The 17,412-nt window shown below is 69.4% G+C and carries 12 protein-coding genes and 1 tRNA gene; 8 read left to right on the forward strand and 5 right to left on the reverse strand.

Translation table 11 applies throughout. The features are described 5' to 3' along the window. Nucleotides 1-5: 5 nt before the first annotated feature. Nucleotides 6-260: a mycoredoxin Mrx1 gene (gene mrx1 / locus MCHUDSM44219_RS02785; RefSeq protein ID WP_082162002.1), complete on the reverse strand. Its 255-nt coding sequence runs from the start codon at nt 258-260 to the stop codon at nt 6-8. Nucleotides 261-329: 69 nt separating this feature from the next. Between mrx1 and MCHUDSM44219_RS02790 the strand changes: the two genes are divergently transcribed. Then, nucleotides 330-2,444 carry an ATP-dependent DNA helicase UvrD2 gene (locus tag MCHUDSM44219_RS02790; RefSeq protein ID WP_048416704.1) on the forward strand — a complete coding sequence of 705 codons (2,115 nt, stop codon included), beginning with the start codon at nt 330-332 and terminating at the stop codon, nt 2,442-2,444. A 418-nt stretch (nt 2,445-2,862) separates the two neighbouring features. Then, a complete protein-coding gene (locus MCHUDSM44219_RS02800; RefSeq protein ID WP_048416706.1) occupies nt 2,863-3,150 on the forward strand; it encodes a WhiB family transcriptional regulator in 288 nt (95 codons plus the stop codon). On the opposite strand, the gene MCHUDSM44219_RS02805 is transcribed toward MCHUDSM44219_RS02800, so the two are convergent. The 3 genes from MCHUDSM44219_RS02805 to MCHUDSM44219_RS02815 are packed head-to-tail and all read right to left on the reverse strand — an operon-like array spanning nt 3,147 to nt 6,786. Continuing rightward, the gene (locus MCHUDSM44219_RS02805; RefSeq protein WP_048416707.1) at nt 3,147-4,508 is read right to left on the reverse strand and encodes a macrolide-binding ATPase MABP-1; all 1,362 of its coding nucleotides are present in this window, start codon (nt 4,506-4,508) and stop codon (nt 3,147-3,149) included. The two genes, MCHUDSM44219_RS02800 and MCHUDSM44219_RS02805, sit on opposite strands and share 4 nt — an antisense overlap. Before the next feature lie 42 nt (nt 4,509-4,550). Beyond that, a complete protein-coding gene (locus MCHUDSM44219_RS02810) occupies nt 4,551-5,378 on the reverse strand; it encodes a TOMM precursor leader peptide-binding protein (RefSeq protein WP_048416708.1) in 828 nt (275 codons plus the stop codon). 52 nt (nt 5,379-5,430) lie between these two features. Next, complete coding sequence (locus MCHUDSM44219_RS02815) at nt 5,431-6,786, reverse strand: zinc-dependent metalloprotease (RefSeq protein ID WP_048416709.1); 1,356 nt, start codon at nt 6,784-6,786, stop codon at nt 5,431-5,433. 89 nt (nt 6,787-6,875) lie between these two features. Here MCHUDSM44219_RS02815 and MCHUDSM44219_RS02820 point away from each other — a divergent pair, with 89 nt between their 5' ends. From MCHUDSM44219_RS02820 to MCHUDSM44219_RS02830, 3 genes are all read left to right on the forward strand, one after another. Further along, complete coding sequence (locus tag MCHUDSM44219_RS02820; protein WP_048416719.1) at nt 6,876-7,898, forward strand: YlbL family protein; 1,023 nt, start codon at nt 6,876-6,878, stop codon at nt 7,896-7,898. 71 nt (nt 7,899-7,969) lie between these two features. Then, entirely contained in the window at nt 7,970-10,984 is a 3,015-nt protein-coding gene (locus MCHUDSM44219_RS02825) for a UPF0182 family protein (protein ID WP_048416710.1), read from the forward strand. Nucleotides 10,985-10,996: 12 nt separating this feature from the next. Beyond that, a complete protein-coding gene (locus MCHUDSM44219_RS02830) occupies nt 10,997-14,449 on the forward strand; it encodes an ATP-binding protein (protein WP_109777554.1) in 3,453 nt (1,150 codons plus the stop codon). On the opposite strand, the gene MCHUDSM44219_RS02835 is transcribed toward MCHUDSM44219_RS02830, so the two are convergent. After that, nucleotides 14,442-14,699, reverse strand: coding sequence for a cupredoxin domain-containing protein (locus MCHUDSM44219_RS02835; RefSeq protein WP_236695325.1), 258 nt, complete (start codon nt 14,697-14,699; stop codon nt 14,442-14,444). The two genes, MCHUDSM44219_RS02830 and MCHUDSM44219_RS02835, sit on opposite strands and share 8 nt — an antisense overlap. A gap of 274 nt (nt 14,700-14,973) precedes the next feature. Here MCHUDSM44219_RS02835 and MCHUDSM44219_RS02840 point away from each other — a divergent pair, with 274 nt between their 5' ends. The 3 genes from MCHUDSM44219_RS02840 (at nt 14,974) to MCHUDSM44219_RS02850 (ending at nt 17,318) form a co-directional block, all read left to right on the forward strand. Continuing rightward, the gene (locus tag MCHUDSM44219_RS02840) at nt 14,974-15,594 is read left to right on the forward strand and encodes a hypothetical protein (RefSeq protein ID WP_048416712.1); all 621 of its coding nucleotides are present in this window, start codon (nt 14,974-14,976) and stop codon (nt 15,592-15,594) included. Nucleotides 15,595-15,702: 108 nt separating this feature from the next. After that, nucleotides 15,703-17,091 carry an FAD-binding oxidoreductase gene (locus MCHUDSM44219_RS02845; protein WP_048416713.1) on the forward strand — a complete coding sequence of 463 codons (1,389 nt, stop codon included), beginning with the start codon at nt 15,703-15,705 and terminating at the stop codon, nt 17,089-17,091. Between the two features lie 153 nt (nt 17,092-17,244). Next, nucleotides 17,245-17,318: transfer RNA gene (locus tag MCHUDSM44219_RS02850), tRNA-Met, on the forward strand. Nucleotides 17,319-17,412 lie beyond the last annotated feature (94 nt).

A 17,412-nucleotide genomic window follows, 5' to 3' on the forward strand; every position in this document is an offset into this window, starting at 1 on the left:
CGCGCTCAGCTGGCGAGCTTGGCCTTGACCTGGGCGCCGCTCGGGTTGGTCAGCGTGGAACCGTCCGGGAACTTGATCGTCGGGACGACGTGGTTGCCACCGTTGACCGAGCCGACGAACTCCGCAGCGGCGGAGTCCTCTTCGATGTTCACCTCGGTGAAGGTGATGCCCTCGTTCTTCAGTGCCTTCTTCAGACGGACGCAGTAGCCACACCACGACGTCGTGTACATGGTCACTGCAGCAGTGTCGTCAGCGCTCATAAGCCCTTCAACGTAGTCGACCCCGCGAACATGCCCCGGCCCAGCCCGCGATTGTCGGGCCGCGCTGACATGATGGTCGCCATGTCCCCGACAGCTTCGCGTGACCGGCTGCTGGGCGACCTCGACGAGGAGCAGCGCGAAGCCGTCCTCGCTCCGCGGGGGCCGGTGTGCGTGCTCGCCGGCGCCGGCACCGGCAAGACGCGCACCATCACCCGGCGCATCGCGCACCTGGTCACCGCCGGCCACGTCGCGCCCGGTCAGGTGCTGGCCGTGACGTTCACCCAGCGCGCGGCAGGGGAGATGCGGGGGCGGCTGCGCGCGCTCGACGACGGAACCGGGACCGGGGCCGTGCAGGCACAGACATTCCACGCCGCCGCGCGCCGCCAGCTCGCCTACTTCTGGCCTCGGGTCGTCGGCACCACCGACTGGCAGTTGCTCGACTCGAAGTTCGCGGTGGTCGCCCAGGCCGCCAACCGCAGCGGTCTTCCCACCGGAACCGACAACGTCCGCGACCTGGCCGGGGAGATCGAATGGGCCAAGGCGTCGTTGATCAGTCCCGAGGACTATCCGGCGACGGTGGCCGAGTCCGGCCGCGACATCCCGTTCGACGCCGCGAAGGTCGCGGCCGCCTACGCCGGGTACGAGGCGCTGAAGTCCCGCGGCAACGATCTGATGCTTCTCGACTTCGATGACCTGCTGCTGCACACCGCCGCCGCCATCGAGAACGACGCCGCGGTGGCCCAGGAATTCCGGGATCGCTACCGCTGCTTCGTCGTCGACGAGTACCAGGACGTGACCCCGCTGCAGCAGCGGGTCCTCGACGCCTGGCTCGGCAACCGCGACGACCTGACCGTCGTCGGCGACGCCAACCAGACCATCTACTCGTTCACCGGCGCCTCGCCGCGCTATCTGCTGGACTTCTCGCGCCGGTTCCCCGACGCCGCGGTGGTGCGGCTGGAGCGCGACTACCGGTCCACGCCGCAGGTCGTGTCGCTGGCCAACCGGGTCATCGCCGCGGCCCGCGGCCGGATGGCGGGCAGTCGGCTGCATCTGGTCGGACAGCGTCCGCCCGGGCCGAATCCGACGTTCAACGAGTATCCGGACGAGGTCGCCGAGGCCGCCGCGGTGGCGCGCAGCATCAAGAAGCTCGTCGAGTCCGGGACTGCGCCCGCCGAAATCGCGGTGCTGTACCGCATCAACGCCCAGTCGGAGGTCTACGAGGAGGCGCTCACCGAGGCGGGTGTCCCGTTCCAGGTCCGCGGTGGCGAAGGCTTTTTCAGCCGTCAGGAGGTCCGCCAGGCCCTGTTGGCGCTGCAGCGCGCCGGTGACCGCGATACCGCGCTGGCGCTGCCGGAGCTGGTGCGGGCGACGCTGGAGCCGCTCGGCCTGACCGCCGAGCCGCCGGCCGGTACCCGCGCCCGAGACCGCTGGGAGGCGCTGGCCGCGCTCGCCGACCTCGTCGACGACGAAGTCGCCCAGCGTCCGCAGCTGGACCTGCGCACGCTACTGGCCGAGTTGCGGCAGCGGGCGGACTCGCGTCACCCGCCGGTGGTGCAGGGCGTCACGCTCGCGTCGCTACACGCGGCGAAGGGCCTGGAGTGGGACGCGGTGTTCCTCGTCGGCCTGGCCGACGGCACGCTGCCCATCTCCCATGCCTTGTCCCACGGTCCCGACAGCGAGCCCGTCGAGGAGGAGCGGCGCCTGTTCTACGTCGGAATCACCAGGGCGCGTGTGCATTTGACGCTCAGCTGGGCGCTCGCCCGCAACCCCGGGGGTCGTCAGGGCCGGCGGCCGTCGCGGTTCCTCAACGGCATCGCGCCGCAGTCCGCGCGCGACGACGGGCCCAGCCGGTCGCGCAAGCCCCGCGGTCCGGCCCCGCGGTGCCGGGTGTGCAACGCCCCGCTGTCGGCGTCGGCGGCGATCATGCTCCGCCGGTGCGAGACGTGCCCGTCCGACATCGACGAACAACTGCTCGCCGACTTGAAGGACTGGCGGCTGCGCATCTCGAAGGAGATGAGCGTGCCCGCCTATGTGGTGTTCACCGACAACACGCTGATCGCGATCGCCGAGTCGCTGCCGGGCGACGATGCCGCGCTGGTCGCGATCCCCGGTATCGGCGCCCGCAAGCTCGAGCAGTACGGCGCCGATGTGCTCGGGCTGGTCAGAGACCGCCAGAAATCGTAAAAATCGCGCCAAAAGCGCAGGTCAAAAATGTGTTGAGGGATTTCGCTGGTAGCGTCTAGCCTCAGAACAACACACGTTGGTGCATGTGCGAGAGGAGGATGCCGCGATCATGGTGAGAAATGACGCGTTTTACGTCGTAGCCGCAGCCGGCATGCCGTGGTCCCCGCACGCCTTCACAGAGGTGCATACCGCCATTCCCGCCGCTGCCGCCGCGCGTAAGCGCCGCGCCGCCGCAGCCGGCACGGTTGCCGCGTCCGTGAGGGGCTTTCACTAGCAAGAGCCCCCAACCGCCATCCCAGGCCACGGACCCGCAACCACGGATCCGTGGCCTTCGTCTTTTCCCAGACAAGACCTGGTCACCGATCCACGACAGAGTTCAGCCAGACGAACGAAACGACCAGGAAGCAGAGGACCGGACATGTCTTCCCTGACATGTGAGAGCTCAAAGCTGTCGGTGCCGTGTCATGTCGAGGATCCCGACCTGTGGTTCGCCGAGGACCCGCGCGATCTCGAGCGCGCGAAGGCCCTGTGCGGCGAATGCCCTTTCCGGCGGGAGTGCCTGACCGCAGCGTTGGAGCGGCAGGAGCCGTGGGGAGTGTGGGGCGGCGAGATCTTCGAGCGGGGCACCGTCATCGCCCGCAAGCGGCCCCGGGGCCGGCCGCGTAAGGACGCGGAAGACACCCCGAAAAGCCCTGTGGCAGCCTAGCTTTGCGCTGACCCCGATTCCGTCGCGGCGTCGGGGTCGGCGAAGCCGGGCACGGTCTCCTCGGCGATGCGCCGGGTGGGGACGTGCGCGTCGAGCTGGCAGGAGATCGCCACGATCGACGCGATCACCCGCATCGGGATCGCCAGCTTCGGCGGGATGTCCATCTGGCGCGCGGCCTTGATCTGGCCGGCCGCCTTGTCCAGTTCCAGCGTCGTCATGCGCTGCAGCCATTTGCGGGAGTAGTGGAACACCGGCACCTGGAGGGGATCGACGTATTGCTTGAGCATGTCGTCGATCTCGCGTGTGGAGACCTGCTGGCCCTTCTGGATGAAGCCCGCCTTCTCCATCGTCGGCAGCAGCTTCTCGTAGTTCTTGTCGACGGCGTAGCGCATGATCTGACCGAGCTCCACCGGCCAGCCCCCGGGCATCGGGGCCACGGCCCCGAAGTCGATCACGCCCATCTTTTCGTCGGGCATCAGCATGAAGTTGCCGGGATGCGCGTCGCCGTGCACCATCTCCAACCGCGTCGGGGCGTCGTTGCAGAACTCGAACAGCCGGGTGGCCATCAGATCTTTCTGCTCCTGCGTGCCCTCGCGGATGATCTGCGACAGCGGGATGCCTTCGATCCACTCCTGGATGACGACCTTGGGCGCGCTGGCCACCACATGCGGCACCACGAAATGCGGATCACCCGCGTACGCCTTCGCGAACGCGCGCTGATTGTCGGCTTCGAGCCGATAGTCCAGTTCCATCTCCGTGCGCTCGATCAGCTCGTCGACCACGCCCTGCACGTCGGCGCCGGGGGAGAGCTGCTTGAGCACACTGACCATGCGCTGCATCGTCTTCAGGTCGGCGCGCAGCGCCTCGTCGGCGCCCGGGTACTGAATCTTGACGGCGACCTCGCGGCCGTCGGACCACACCGCCTTGTGTACCTGGCCGATGCTGGCCGATGCGACGGACTTGTCGTCGAACGACTGGAACCGGTCGCGCCATTTGGTGCCCAGCTGCTGGTCGAGGACGCGGTGCACCTTGGCCGCAGGCAGCGGCGGCGCCTCGCGTTGCAGTTTGGTCAGTGCCTCGCGGTAGGGCTTGCCGTACTGCTCGGGGATCGCGGCTTCCATCACCGACAGGGCCTGACCCACCTTCATGGCGCCGCCCTTGAGCTCACCGAGCACGGTGAACAGCTGCTGCGCGGCCTTGTCCATCAGCTCGGCGTTGACCTCGTCCTTGGACTTGCCGGTCAGACGTTTGCCGAAGCCCAGCGCCGCACGCCCTGCCATCCCCACGGGCAGCGACGCCAGCTTGGCGTTGCGCGCTGCTCGGCCCCGCTTGATGTCACTCACCATTCCATCATCCATGACCGCGCTGAACTTCCACCAACGACTTGGCAACGGCCGCTGTCAGCATGCGCACTGCGGGTGCGCCGACCACCGGCGGGCTGTCAGCGATCCGGTGCTGACGTCGAATTCCAGGGTGGTGTCCAGCGTCGACGGCGGGCTCGAACCGGCACCGCCGTCCGGCAGCGCCCGCAGGACGTGGTTGATCTCACGGAGCGCCAGGCCCGCGGTGGCCAGCACCGTGGCACGGTCGGCGGTGCCGACCGTGCGGCACAGCTGGGTGGCGACCGCCGCCCAGGCGGGGTCCTTGTCGCTGCGGTGAAGATCGGCGCAGCGCAGACAACTCGTCACTCCGGGGATCACCAGCGGGCCGATCAGTCCGGCGCCGTCGCGCACCCGCACGATCAGATGCGGAACGCCCGCGTCATGGAGTTCCCGCACGACGCGTGGATCGGCCACCAGGTAGTCGGTGAGTACGGCCAGATCGGCACCCCCGGCCGAGGCATGCGCCCGGCTGCTGTGGCTGACCCGGACGCCGGAGCCCGACAGCGCGGAGGCGATCAGGTCTGACAGCGGGCCGTCGCCGTGGATCCGCACTAATGCGGCGCGGTCGCGGGGCGGTGCCGCTGCGGTGATCACCCCGGCGTCGACGAGGTGGGTCACCAGCCCGTTGACGACGGACGCGTCGGCGCCGCGTCCGGCGGCCAGGTTCTGCAGTTCCGGAACCGTCGCGACGGACTGCAGGGCCCGCAGCAGATCAGCGAGGAGCGGCGCGGCCAGCCCGGGCGGTGGATGGACCACCACGGCGCGGCGGGGATCCCAGCCGACCTGGACCGTGCCGTCCGGCCGGGACAGGACCGGGGTGGCCGAGTCCAGGGCATAACGGGTCATTCGACGACAGTGTCATGCGGCACCGACCGCGAATCGAGTTATCCACAGGGTCTCAGGGGCGTGGATCGGTTCCCTTGTCGCCCTCGTTCAGGGCGGCCTCGATCGCGCTGTCGAGATCGCTGGTGGTGGTGTCGCCGCCGATCATGCGGTCGATGAAACCGGCAGGCTCGTCGAGGTCCGACGCACTGGGCAGCAGGTCGGGGTGCCCCCACACGCCGTCGCGCGCGTCGGAGCCGACAGCCTGGGTCAGCTTCTCCCACAGCGCGGCGGCCTCGCGCATCTTGCGGGGCCGCAATTCGAGCCCGACCAGGGTGGCGAACGTCTGCTCGGCCGGCCCGCCGGTGGCTCGCCGCCGGCGCAGCATCTCCGACAGGGCCGCCGTCCCGGGGATCCGATCGCCGAGTGCGTCGGACACGACGGTCTGCACCCAGCCTTCGATCAGCGCGAGCAGCGTCTCGAGCCGCTCCAGCGCCGCGGTCTGCTCCGGGGTGGCCTTGGGTTCGAAGATGCCCTGGTTGAGCAGCTGCTCCATCTCCGAGGGGTCGGTCAGCGACGCGGGATTGAAGTCGCGGGCGAACTCCTCGATGCCGCTCATGTCGATCTTGGTGCCCTTGGCGAACGCCTCGACCGCGTTGAGCAGCTGGGTGGCGAGCCACGGCACATGGCTGAACAGCCGGTGGTGCGCGGCCTCGCGCGCCGCCAGGAACGTGACGACCTCGCTGCGTGGCTGCTCGAGTCCCTCGGCGAGCGTCTCGATGGCCTCGGGCATCAGTGCGGCGACCCCCTTGGGTCCCAACGGCAGCCCGATGTCGGTGGACGTCAACACCTCTCGCGACAGCGTGCCCAGCGCCTGGCCCAGCTGTGAGCCGAACGCCATGCCACCCATCTGCGACATCATCGCCAGCAGGGGGCCGGCCATCGCCTGGGCTTCCTCGGGAAGCGCCTGCGCCCACATCGTGGAGATCTGTTCGGCCACCGGGTCGCACAACCGCTTCCACGTGTCCATGGTGTTGTCGATCCAGTCGGTCGGCGTCCACGCCACCGCCCGCGTGGTGCCGGCGGGCAGCGGGGTCACCCCGTCGAGCCATGTCTCGGCCAGTCGCACCGCGTCGTTGATGGCCGATGTCGTCTGCTCGGGCACCGGCGCGACGAAGCCGATCGACTTCGACGCCAGCTGTCGCGCCAGGTCGTAGTTGACCGGTCCGGCGCCCGCGCCGGCCGTCGCGGTGCCGCTGAACATCTCACCGAGGGTGGAGAAGATCTGTCCGAGCTGGGACATGTCGAACTGACCGCCGGGGAACGCGCCGCCGAACGGATCGTTCGGGCCGGACCCGGAACCGGGGTCCTTCTTGCCCTTGTCGCGCTCGGGGTCGTCGCCCGCGGAGAAGCCGAAAGGCAGGTCAGCCATGCCCCCAACCGTACTCACCAGGCGGGCGGGGCGTGGGCCGACGGGTCACGCTGAGAGTGAACCCACCGTTGACCTCTACTGTGAACGGCGTGAACAGGAGGATTGCCACCCTCATCGTCGCGTTGGTGCCGATCGTCGTCTTCGGCGTGCTCGCGACCACGGTGTCGGTGCCGTACGTCGCGCTGGGTCCCGGCCCGACCTTCAACACCCTCGGCGACGTCGACGGCAAGCCGGTCGTCGACATCGAGGGCACCGACGTGAAGCCCACCAGCGGTCACCTGAACATGACCACGGTGTCGCAGATGGACGGACTGACGCTCGGCCAGGCGTTGATCTTCTGGGCCTCAGGCCGCGATCAGCTGATCCCGCGCGAGCTCGTCTACCCGCCGGACAAGTCGCGCGACGAGATCGACGAGGCCAACACGAAGGACTTCCAGCAGTCGGAGGACAGCGCGGAGTACGCCGCGCTGGCGTACCTGAAGTATCCGACCGCCATCACCGTGCAGAGCATCGACGAGAAGGGCCCGTCGAAAGGCAAGCTGCAGGCCGGTGACGCGATCGACGCGGTGAACAACAAGCCGGTCGCGAACCTCGAGCAGTTCGGTGCCTTCCTGGAAACCACCAAGCCGGGCGACACGATCGTCGTCGACTACCGGCGCAAGAACTCCCCGGCCGGCACCACCCAGGTCACGCTCGGCTCCCGGCCGGACCGTCCGCACGGTGTGCTGGGGGTGAACGTGCTCGACGCGCCGTGGGCGCCGTTCGCGATCGACTTCAACCTCGCCAACATCGGTGGCCCGTCGGCCGGCCTGATGTTCAGCCTCGCCGTCGTCGACAAGCTGACGACCGGAGACCTGAACGGATCGAAGTTCGTGGCGGGCACCGGAACGATCACCCCGGACGGGGAGGTCGGCTCGATCGGCGGCATCACCCACAAGATCGTGTCGGCCAAGGAAGCCGGCGCCTCGGTCTTCCTGGTGCCGGCGGACAACTGCGACGAGGCCAAGTCCGCCGACGAGAAGGACATCGAGCTGCTCAAGGTGGACACCCTCGAGCACGCGATCGACGCGCTGCGCACACTTTCCGCCGGTGGCGAACCTCCTCGCTGCTGAGCCGGTGCCGCAGGTCCGATGCGTACAGTTACTGAACAACTGCTGGGAACGTCCGAGAGTGGAGTAGTCGAGTGGGTATGCGGCCGGCGGCGAGAATGCCGAAGCTGACGCGACGGAGCCGGGTTCTGATCGCGATCGCCCTGGCGGTCGTGCTGCTGTTGCTGATCGGCCCCCGGCTGGTCGACACCTACGTCGACTGGCTGTGGTTCGGCGAACTCGGCTACCGGTCGGTGTTCACCACCCAGATCGTCACCCGCATGGTCATCTTCTTCGTGGTGGCGTTACTCATCGGCGGCATCGTCTTCGCCGCGCTCGCGTTGGCCTATCGCACCCGTCCGGTGTTCGTGCCGACGGCGGGGCCCAACGATCCGATCGCGCGCTACCGCACCGCGGTGATGGCCCGGTTGCGGCTGGTCGGCATCGGCGTGCCCGCCTTCATCGGTCTGCTGTCGGGTTTCGTCGCCCAGAGCTACTGGGAGCGGGTGCAGCTGTTCCTGCACGGCGGCAGCTTCGGCATCGCCGACCCGCAGTTCGGCATCGACCTCGGCTTCTACGCGTTCGATCTGCCGTTCTACCGGCTGGTGCTGTCGTATCTGTTCGTCGCCACGTTCCTCGCCTTCATCGCCAACCTGTTGGGCCACTACCTGTTCGGTGGCATCCGGCTCTCCGGCCGGACCGGCGCGCTGAGCCGGGCGGCCCGGATCCAGCTGATCACCCTCGTCGGGATCCTGATGCTGCTCAAGGCGGTGGCGTACTGGTTCGACCGCTACGAGCTGCTCAGCCACACCCGCGGCGGCAAGCCGTTCACCGGTGCCGGCTACACCGACATCAATGCGGTGCTGCCCGCCAAGCTCATCCTGATGGCCATCGCGGTGATCTGCGCCGCGGCGGTCTTCTCTGCGATCTTCCTGCGCGACTTGCGGATCCCGGCGATCGGTGTGGTCCTGCTGCTGCTGTCCTCGCTGGTGGTCGGCGCGGGCTGGCCGCTGGTGGTCGAGCAGATCAGCGTGCGGCCCAACGCCGCCCAGAAGGAGAGCGAATACATCAGCCGCAGCATCGCGGCCACACGGCAGGCCTACGGACTCACGGAACAACAGGTCAGCTACCGCGACTACGCCGGCAACGCGCCGGCCAGCGCGCAGCAGGTGGCCGCCGACCGGGCCACCACGTCGAACATCCGCGTGCTCGACCCCAATATCGTCAGCCCGGCGTTCACGCAGTTCCAGCAGGGCAAGAACTTCTACTACTTCCAAGACCAGCTGAACATGGACCGGTACCGGGATGCGGACGGAAACCTGCGCGACTACGTGGTGGCCGCGCGCGAGCTCAATCCGGACCGGCTGATCGACAACCAGCGCGACTGGATCAACCGGCACACCGTCTTCACCCACGGCAACGGTTTCATCGCCTCGCCGGCCAACACGGTGCGCGGTGTGGCCAACGACCCCAACCAGAACGGCGGCTACCCCGAGTTCTTGGCCAGCGTCGTCGGCGCGAACGGCAGCATCATCTCGCCCGGACCGGCGCCGCTGGACCAGCCGCGCATCTACTTCGGCCCGGTCATCGCGTCCACCGCTGCCGACTACGCGATCGTCGGCAAGAACGGCGCCGACCGCGAGTACGACTACGAGAACAACGTCGAGACGAAGAACTACACCTACACCGGTGCCGGCGGTGTCCCGCTGGGCAACTGGTTCAACCGCAGCGTGTTCGCCGCGAAGTTCGCCGAGCGGAACTTTCTGTTCTCCAACGTCATCGGCAACAACAGCAAGATCCTGTTCAAGCGGGATCCGGCCGAGCGGGTCAAGGCCGTGGCGCCGTGGCTCACCACCGACACCGCCGTCTACCCGGCGATCGTCAACAAGCGGATGGTCTGGATCGTGGACGGCTACACCACGCTCGACAACTACCCGTACTCGGAATTGATGTCGCTGTCGTCGGCCACCACGGACTCCAACGAGGTGGCGATGAACCGGCTGCTGCCCGACAAGCAGGTGTCCTACATCCGCAACTCGGTGAAGGCCACCGTCGACGCCTACGACGGCACCGTGACGCTCTACGCGCAGGACGAGCAGGACCCGGTGCTGCAGGCCTGGGAGAAGGTGTTCCCGGGCACCATCAAGCCGAAGAGCGACATCAGCCCGGAGTTGCAGGAGCACCTGCGTTATCCGGAGGACCTGTTCAAGGTGCAGCGCGCGCTGCTCGCCAAGTACCACGTCGATGATCCGGTGACGTTCTTCTCGACGTCGGACTTCTGGGACGTGCCGCTGGATCCGAACCCGACGGCCAGCAGCTACCAGCCGCCGTACTACATCGTCGCGAAGAACCTGGCGGAGAACAACAATTCGACGTCGTTCCAGTTGACCAGTGCGATGAACCGGTTCCGGCGTGACTTCCTGGCCGCCTACATCAGTGCCAGCTCCGATCCGCAGACCTACGGCAAGATCACGGTGCTGACGATCCCCGGCCAGGTCAACGGCCCCAAGCTGGCGTTCAACGCGATCAGCACCGACACCGCGGTCAGCCAGGACCTGGGTGTCATCGGCCGGGACAACCAGAACCGGATCCGCTGGGGCAACCTGCTGACGCTGCCGATGGGTCAGGGCGGTCTGCTCTACGTGGCACCGGTGTATGCCTCGCCGGGCGCCAGTGACGCGGCGTCGTCGTACCCGCGCCTGATCCGCGTGGCGATGATGTACAACGACAAGATCGGGTACGGGCCGACGGTGCGTGACGCGCTGACCGACCTGTTCGGTGCGGGCGCGGATGCCACCGCGACCGGTCCGGCGCCCACGGATGTGCCTGCGGGCCAACCGCAGTCGCGGCCTCCGGCCACCGGCCAGCAGCCCGCGGCGACACCGCCGAATCAGCAGGGGCAGGCACCGCAGACCCGCCCGGAGGTGCCGGTGGCGGTCCCGCCGACCGGGCCGTCGCAGCTGTCGGCGGCGAAAACCGCTGCGCTGCAGAACATCAACTCGGCACTGGATGCGGTGCGGGAGGCTCAGCGCAGCGGCGACTTCGCCCAGTACGGCGAGGCGCTGCAACGCCTCGACGACGCCATGAACGAATACCAGTCCGCGTCGTAACACGATCCGCCGGTGCGCTATCGGTTGCTCGGACCGCTGCAGGTGGCCGACGGGGAGACCCTGATCGACGTCGGTCCGCCCAAGCAGCGGGTGGTGCTGGCGGTGCTGCTGCTGGCCGCGGGCCGGGTGGTGTCGGTGGATCGGTTGGTCGACGCCGTCTGGGGCGATGACGTTCCGGCCAGCGCGACGGCGAGCCTGCAGGCCTACATCTCGAACCTGCGTCGCGCGCTGCGCGGATCCGGTGGGACGCAGATGGCTTCCTCGGTTTCGCAGCCGATCGTGCGCCGGCCTCCCGGCTACTACCTCGACGCCGACCCGGACAGCGTCGACCTGACGGCGTTCACGGCGGGATGTCTGAGCGCCGGTGCCGCGATCGAGGCCGAGGACTGGTCGACCGCGCTCGCCGAGGCCGACACGGCGCTGGCACTGGTTCGGGGAAACCTGTTGGAGGACATGGCCGATGCGCCCTGGGTGCGGGACGAGGCGGCACGGGTCACCGAGATGCGGCTCGAATGCCTCGCCCACCGGGTCGTCGCGCTGCTCGCGCTGGGCAGGGTGACCGCCGCGCTGACCGAGGCGGCGGGGCTGCGCGCGCTCGAACCGTTCGCCGACCGCGGCGCCCGGTTGCAGATGCTGGCGCTGTACCGGGCCGGTCGCGCGGCCGAGGCGTTGGAGGTCTACGGCCGTCATGCGCGCCTCCTCGACGCCGAGCTGGGGCTCGAGCCCGGTCCCGAGCTTCGCGACCTGCAGACCGCGGTGCTGCGGCAGGCCCCCGAGTTGGCCGGCTGGCCCCGACCGCCGGAATGGACGGGGGCGGCCAACATTCCCGTTCCGGGGCCCATGGCCACCGAGGCGGTGAGTGCAGCGGCTCCGCCGCGGTCGCCGTTGGTGGGCCGGGATCGGGAACTGGCGCGCGCGGCCGAGGTGCTGGTGCGGACGTCAGCGGGGGCGACCCGGTGGCTGGTGCTGTCTGGCCCGCCAGGGATCGGCAAGACACGGCTGGCCGAAGAGATCGCCGGAATGGTGTCCGCCGACGGGGGTGACGTGGTCTGGGTCAACTGCCCCGACGAGCGCGCCACTCCGCCGTGGTGGCCGATGCGCCACCTGGTGCGCGCGCTGGGCGCCGACCCCGACGAGACGCTCGAGGTGCCGCCGCACGCCGACCCCGACACCGCGAGATTCCTTGTCTACGAAAGGGTGCAGGCCCTGCTGGAGTCCGCGCCGCGGCTGCTGGCCATCGTGGTCGACGACGTGCAGTGGTCGGACACCACCTCGGCGAGCTGCCTGGCCTACATCGCGAGCGCGCTGCGGGATCGGCGCGTGCTGGTGATCATCACGGTGCGCGACGGAGAGCACACCCCGGAGGTGGCCCGCCTACTGAGCACCGTGGCGCGCGGGGAGGCCAACCGGCACATCGCGGTGCCGGCGTTGTCGTCAGCGGATGTGGCGACGCTGGCCAACGAGGTCGCCGAGGACGCGGTGTCGGCCGATGAGGCCGCCGAGCTGGCTGCCCGCACCGGTGGCAACCCGTTCTTCGTCTCCGAGTACGCGCGGTTGCCGCGAGCAGAGCGGGCCGCCAACGAGATTCCGCGCGCGGTCCGCTCGGTGCTCGAGCGTCGGCTCGCCGCGCTGGACCCGGCGGTGATGCAGGTGCTGCGGACCGCGGCGGTGATCGGCGATGTGATCGACGCGTCCGCCGTCCCGCTGCTCGCGCAGGCCACCCGGCTGGATCTGGACACCCTCGCCGATTACCTCGACGAGGCCGCCGATGAACGCATCGTGATCGCCGCGCACACCACCGACGGTTACGAGTTCGCGCACGGGCTGCTGCGGGAGCAGCTTCTGGCGGGCATGCCGGCGCTGCGGCGTCAACGCCTGCATGCCAAGATCGCCGAGGTGCTGGCCGACCGCGTCGAAGCCGATGCGCCGACGCGGCGCGCGCAGCACCTGGTCGCCGCTCAGCCCCTCGTCGAGCCGGCCGTGGTCGTCCGGGCGTGCCGGCTCGCCGCCGAACAGGCCACCGCGCAATGGAGTTCGGACATCGCGGCGCGGTGGTGGCAGGCCGCACTGGACGCCTACGATCGGTTGCCGGTGTCCGCGCGCGACGACGCCGAGCGTGACGCGCTGACCGTCGAGCTCCTCGAAGCACACTCCCGTGCCGGGCGCGGACAGCTGGTGCTCGACAGTGTGCAGCGCTATCTGGGAGAGGCGTTGCGCACCGGGCGGGCGACGAGTGCGGGTCGGGTGGCCAGCGCGCTGCTGCGGGCCAGCGGCGGCTGGCCGTGGCTGGCGCCGGGACATGATCCCGGGGAGCTGCTGTCCCTGTTGTCGCGGGCGGCGACGGTGGCCGACGACGATCCGGCCGCGGCTGCGCGGGTGCTGCCCGCACTGGCTGTCGGGCACTGCTACCACCCCGATGCCGGTGTCGCCGCCGGCCTGCTCGAGCGTGCACAGCGCGTGGCCGAGCAGACGGGCAACGTCGACGTGCTCGCCGATGTGTTGATCGGCCGGCTCATCACCTACTCGGGTGTGTGCAGCCTCAGCGAGCAGACCCTGTCCTGGGTGGAACAGCTGGAAGCGTTGCAGCACAGCCGTTCTCGAGAGGACGCGGTGATCGCGCATTCGGTCGCCACGATGGCGGCGATGAACCTCGGCGACGTCGCCGGCGCGCGTCGGCACCTGCAGGCCGGTATCGCGGGCAGCGAGGATCTGCGGTTGCCGGTCTTGCGGGCCCAGCTGCGGTGGATGGAGGCCGTGCTGGCGATGTGGACCGGCGACTTCGCCGAGGCGCAGCGTCATCATGCGATCGCCGCGCACGTGCACGAGCAGACCGAGCTGTACGAGGCCGGCAGCGGCCTGCTGGCCACTGCGTCGTTGTTGCGGGAGACCGGTGGTCCGGTCGATCCCGGCTGGGAGGGGCTGCGCGCCAGTAGGGAGACGGGCGGCCAGGGCATGGTCGGCGTGGTGCGCACCGCGCTGCTGACGATGGCGACGGGGCCCGACGCGCGCGACGAGGCCGCAGACATGCTGCGTGGGTTCGCCGGCAGCGGCGACCGCGTCCACATTTGGACCACGCTGGGGCATCAGACGTTGCTGGCGCATCTGGTCGCCGAGCATCGGCTCACGGAGTATGCCGCGCCGCTGCTGGCCGAGCTGACCCCCTACCGCGAGCGCATCGCGGTGATCGGTCAGGTCGGCCTGGCCGGGCCGGTCGCGCTGGCCACCGCACGGCTGCGCGCGGTGCTCGGCGAGTCCGACCGTGCGCGAGGGGATCTGGCGACGGCGCGCGCGCTGGCCGAGCGCACCGGGGGAGCGCCGACGGTGCTGCGCTGCCGGCTGCTCGACTGCGAGCTGACCGAGTCGTCGGCGGAGCGGACCGCCGCGGCCCGTGCCCTGGCCGCTGAAGCCAGGGCGGTGGGCATAGACGGCGTCGCCGCCGCGGCAGAGGCGCTGGCGGCTACTTGACGATCAGCGTTCCGTGCATGGCGGGGTGGTACTTGCAGTGGAAGGCGTACTCGCCGGGCGCGGACGGAGCGGTGAACGTGCCGTTGCCGTTGCTCTCCACGTCGACGGTGAAGGTGCCCGCGGCGTCCGAGGTGACGGAATGCTCGACGGAGTCGGTGTTCGTGACGGCGATCTGGGCACCCGGAGGCACCGTGACAGGTGCGCCGTAGTTCATGCTCGCGATCGTGACGGTGGCCGCGGCGGCGCTCACGGTCCCGGTATCGGACGACGTCGGACTGGATGTGCTCGTCCCGCCGCACGCGGTGGCCACCGCGGCAACGAGACATGCGCCAGCCCACAATGTTCCACGCGTATTCACAGTGACCCCTCTCGACCAGATCTACACAACTGACACGGGGCGGCACGTCGAAAGGTTCACCGGACCGCCGACCGCTGCTCGCCATTGCCCTTGTCGACACGGGAGAGGACGATGGAGGGGTTCGGCGGCGCCGGCGTGACGCCGCCGCGGACCATGGAGGCAAGCCATGTATGCACGGAGCTCGCACATTCACGCGCGGTCCTCGGCGATCGACGCCGGGATCGCTCACATCCACGACTCGGTGTGGCCCGCGCTCGCCGGTCTGGATGGCTACGTCGGCTTGTCGCTGCTGGTGGACCGTCTGTCCGGGCGGTGCATCGTGACGACAGCATGGCAGTCGGAGGAGGCGATGATCGCCAGCCGCCGGGACGCCGACGCGATGCGCGACCGCGCCGCACAGATCCTCGGCGGTAGTCCCACCGTCGACGAATGGGAGATCGCCGCCGTGCATCGTGAGCACCACTCGACGCCCGGGGCGTGTGTTCGCGTGACGTGGGCGCGCGTCGACGCGGAACACATCGATCGCGCCATCGACGGCTACCGGCTGGCGACCGTCCCCGCACTGGCCGAACTCGACGGGTTCTGCAGCTGCAGCCTGCTGGTCGATCGCGACTCGGGATTCGGGGTCGCCACGGCCACTTTCGACACCCCGGAGGCGCTGAGGCGCAGCAAGTCGGCCACCGACGCGATGAAGGCCGCGACGGTGCGCGATTCCGGGGTCGAGATTCTCGACGAATGTGAGTTCGACCTGGTGCTGGCCCACCTCCGGGTTCCCGAAATGGCCTGACCGGTCGATCGGGGCGGCTTGGATTTTTCTTGGCGCGCTGACCAAGCGGCCGCCAAGCCGGTCTGGTGATACTTCTCGCGAGCACAGAGCTCGTGAGAGGGGATTCCGATGACCGTGTCGACCGATGTGACGCGCGACGATGTACTGCAGACGTTGCGCGCGCATGTCACCACCCACGTGGCGCTTCCCGGTGAGCCGGGCTACGAACGCTGCGTGCCCTGGAATGTGGCGGCCCAGGTGGCACCCGCGGCCGTGGTGTTGGCCACCTCGCCTGAGGATGTCGCGGGCACGGTGAGGTTCGCCGCGGCACACGGGTTCACGGTCACCGTGCAGGCCACCGGTCACGGCGCCGTCGGCGTCGGACCCGGCACGATTTTGGTGCAGACCTCGGCGATGAAGCACTGCGCCGTGGACGTCGCCAAACGCACCGCGCGGGTCGAGGCCGGGGCGCGCTGGCAGGACGTGCTGGATGCCGCGACGCCGCACGGCCTTGCGCCGCTGTGCGGTTCGGCGCCGAGCGTGGGCGTCGTGGGCTATCTGACGGGTGGGGGAATCGGTCCGCTGGTGCGCACGGTCGGTGTGTCGTCCGATCACGTGCGGGGATTCGAGGTGGTGACCGGGGAGGGCCGGCTGCTGCAGGCGACACCGGACTGCAATGCCGACCTGTTCTGGGGGCTGCGCGGCGGCAAGGCGACGCTGGGCATCGTGACGTCGGTCGAGATCGACCTGCTGCCGATCGCCGAATTCTACGGCGGTGCTCTGTATTTCGCTGGTGACGATGCGGCCGCCGTGCTGCACGCCTGGGCCGGGTGGTGCGCCGGCCTGCCCGAGACGGTGAACACGTCGATCGCGATCCAGCAGCTGCCGCCGATGCCCGGGGTGCCCGAACCGCTCGCGGGCACGATGACCGTGGCATTGCGGTACACCGCGGTCGGCGATCTCGCGGAGGGGGAGAGGCTGCTCGCGCCGATGCGGGTCGTGGCAACGCCGCTGCTCGACACCGTGGCCGTGATGCCGTACGCGGCGATCGGCGCGGTGCACGCCGATCCGGTGGATCCGATGCCGGTCAGCGAGAACCAGGCGCTGCTGTCGGCGCTGCCTTCTGAGGCGGTCGATGCGCTGCTGGCGGTCGCGGGCCCGGGTTCGGGGTCGCCGCAGGCGATCGTCGAGCTGCGGATGCTCGGCGGCGCCCTGGCGCGCGAGCCGCGGCACCGCAGTGCGTTCTGCCGGCGCGACGCGGCGTTCTCGCTGGCGACGATCGGCGTCGCTGCACCCGAGATTGCCCCCATGGTCGTCGAGCATGCAGCGGCGGTGGTCGGGTCGATGGAGCCGTGGTCGACCGGTGGGCAGATGCCGAACTTCGCGCCCTCCTACGACCCGGCCCGGCCGTCGCGGGTGTACAGCGAGGACACGCTGCACTGGCTCGCGGCCCTGGCCGACCGCTACGACCCCGCCGGTGTCCTGGCCACGGGCCAGGTCATCCGGACCCTCCGGTAGATCCGTCCCCACCTCTTTCCGCGAGCGTGCGTGTCTGCGGCGAACACGCCGTCGAAAACATCGACTTCGCGCACGCTCGCCGCGCCCGCGAGCCCGTCTGAACAGGCGATTTGGAGGGCCAGCGGCGGCACCGGTAACCTAGCGTTCACCCGTCGCGGGGTGGAGCAGCTCGGTAGCTCGCTGGGCTCATAACCCAGAGGTCGCAGGTTCGAATCCTGTCCCCGCTACTAATGTGGTGTCGCAAGACATCGGAATAGCCGCGGACCTACTTTAGGTCTGCGGCTTTTTCCGTTTGGGGCCTTTGGGTGCGCCGGTGGGTTG

This window comes from Mycolicibacterium chubuense (genome assembly GCF_001044255.1).
Taxonomy (GTDB): Bacteria; Actinomycetota; Actinomycetes; order Mycobacteriales; family Mycobacteriaceae; genus Mycobacterium; species Mycobacterium chubuense.

Excerpts from the sequence above, each read along its gene's own strand:
- MCHUDSM44219_RS02810 (WP_048416708.1), bottom strand. The coding sequence starts at position 5,378 with ATGACCCGTTATGCCCTGGACTCGGCCACCCCGGTCCTGTCCCGGCCG.
- MCHUDSM44219_RS02815 (WP_048416709.1), bottom strand. The coding sequence starts at position 6,786 with ATGGCTGACCTGCCTTTCGGCTTCTCCGCGGGCGACGACCCCGAGCGC.
- MCHUDSM44219_RS02805 (WP_048416707.1), bottom strand. The coding sequence starts at position 4,508 with ATGGATGATGGAATGGTGAGTGACATCAAGCGGGGCCGAGCAGCGCGC.
- MCHUDSM44219_RS02790 (WP_048416704.1), top strand. The coding sequence starts at position 330 with ATGATGGTCGCCATGTCCCCGACAGCTTCGCGTGACCGGCTGCTGGGC.
- MCHUDSM44219_RS02845 (WP_048416713.1), top strand. The coding sequence starts at position 15,703 with ATGACCGTGTCGACCGATGTGACGCGCGACGATGTACTGCAGACGTTG.
- MCHUDSM44219_RS02800 (WP_048416706.1), top strand. The coding sequence starts at position 2,863 with ATGTCTTCCCTGACATGTGAGAGCTCAAAGCTGTCGGTGCCGTGTCAT.
- MCHUDSM44219_RS02840 (WP_048416712.1), top strand. The coding sequence starts at position 14,974 with ATGTATGCACGGAGCTCGCACATTCACGCGCGGTCCTCGGCGATCGAC.
- mrx1 (WP_082162002.1), bottom strand. The coding sequence starts at position 260 with ATGAGCGCTGACGACACTGCTGCAGTGACCATGTACACGACGTCGTGG.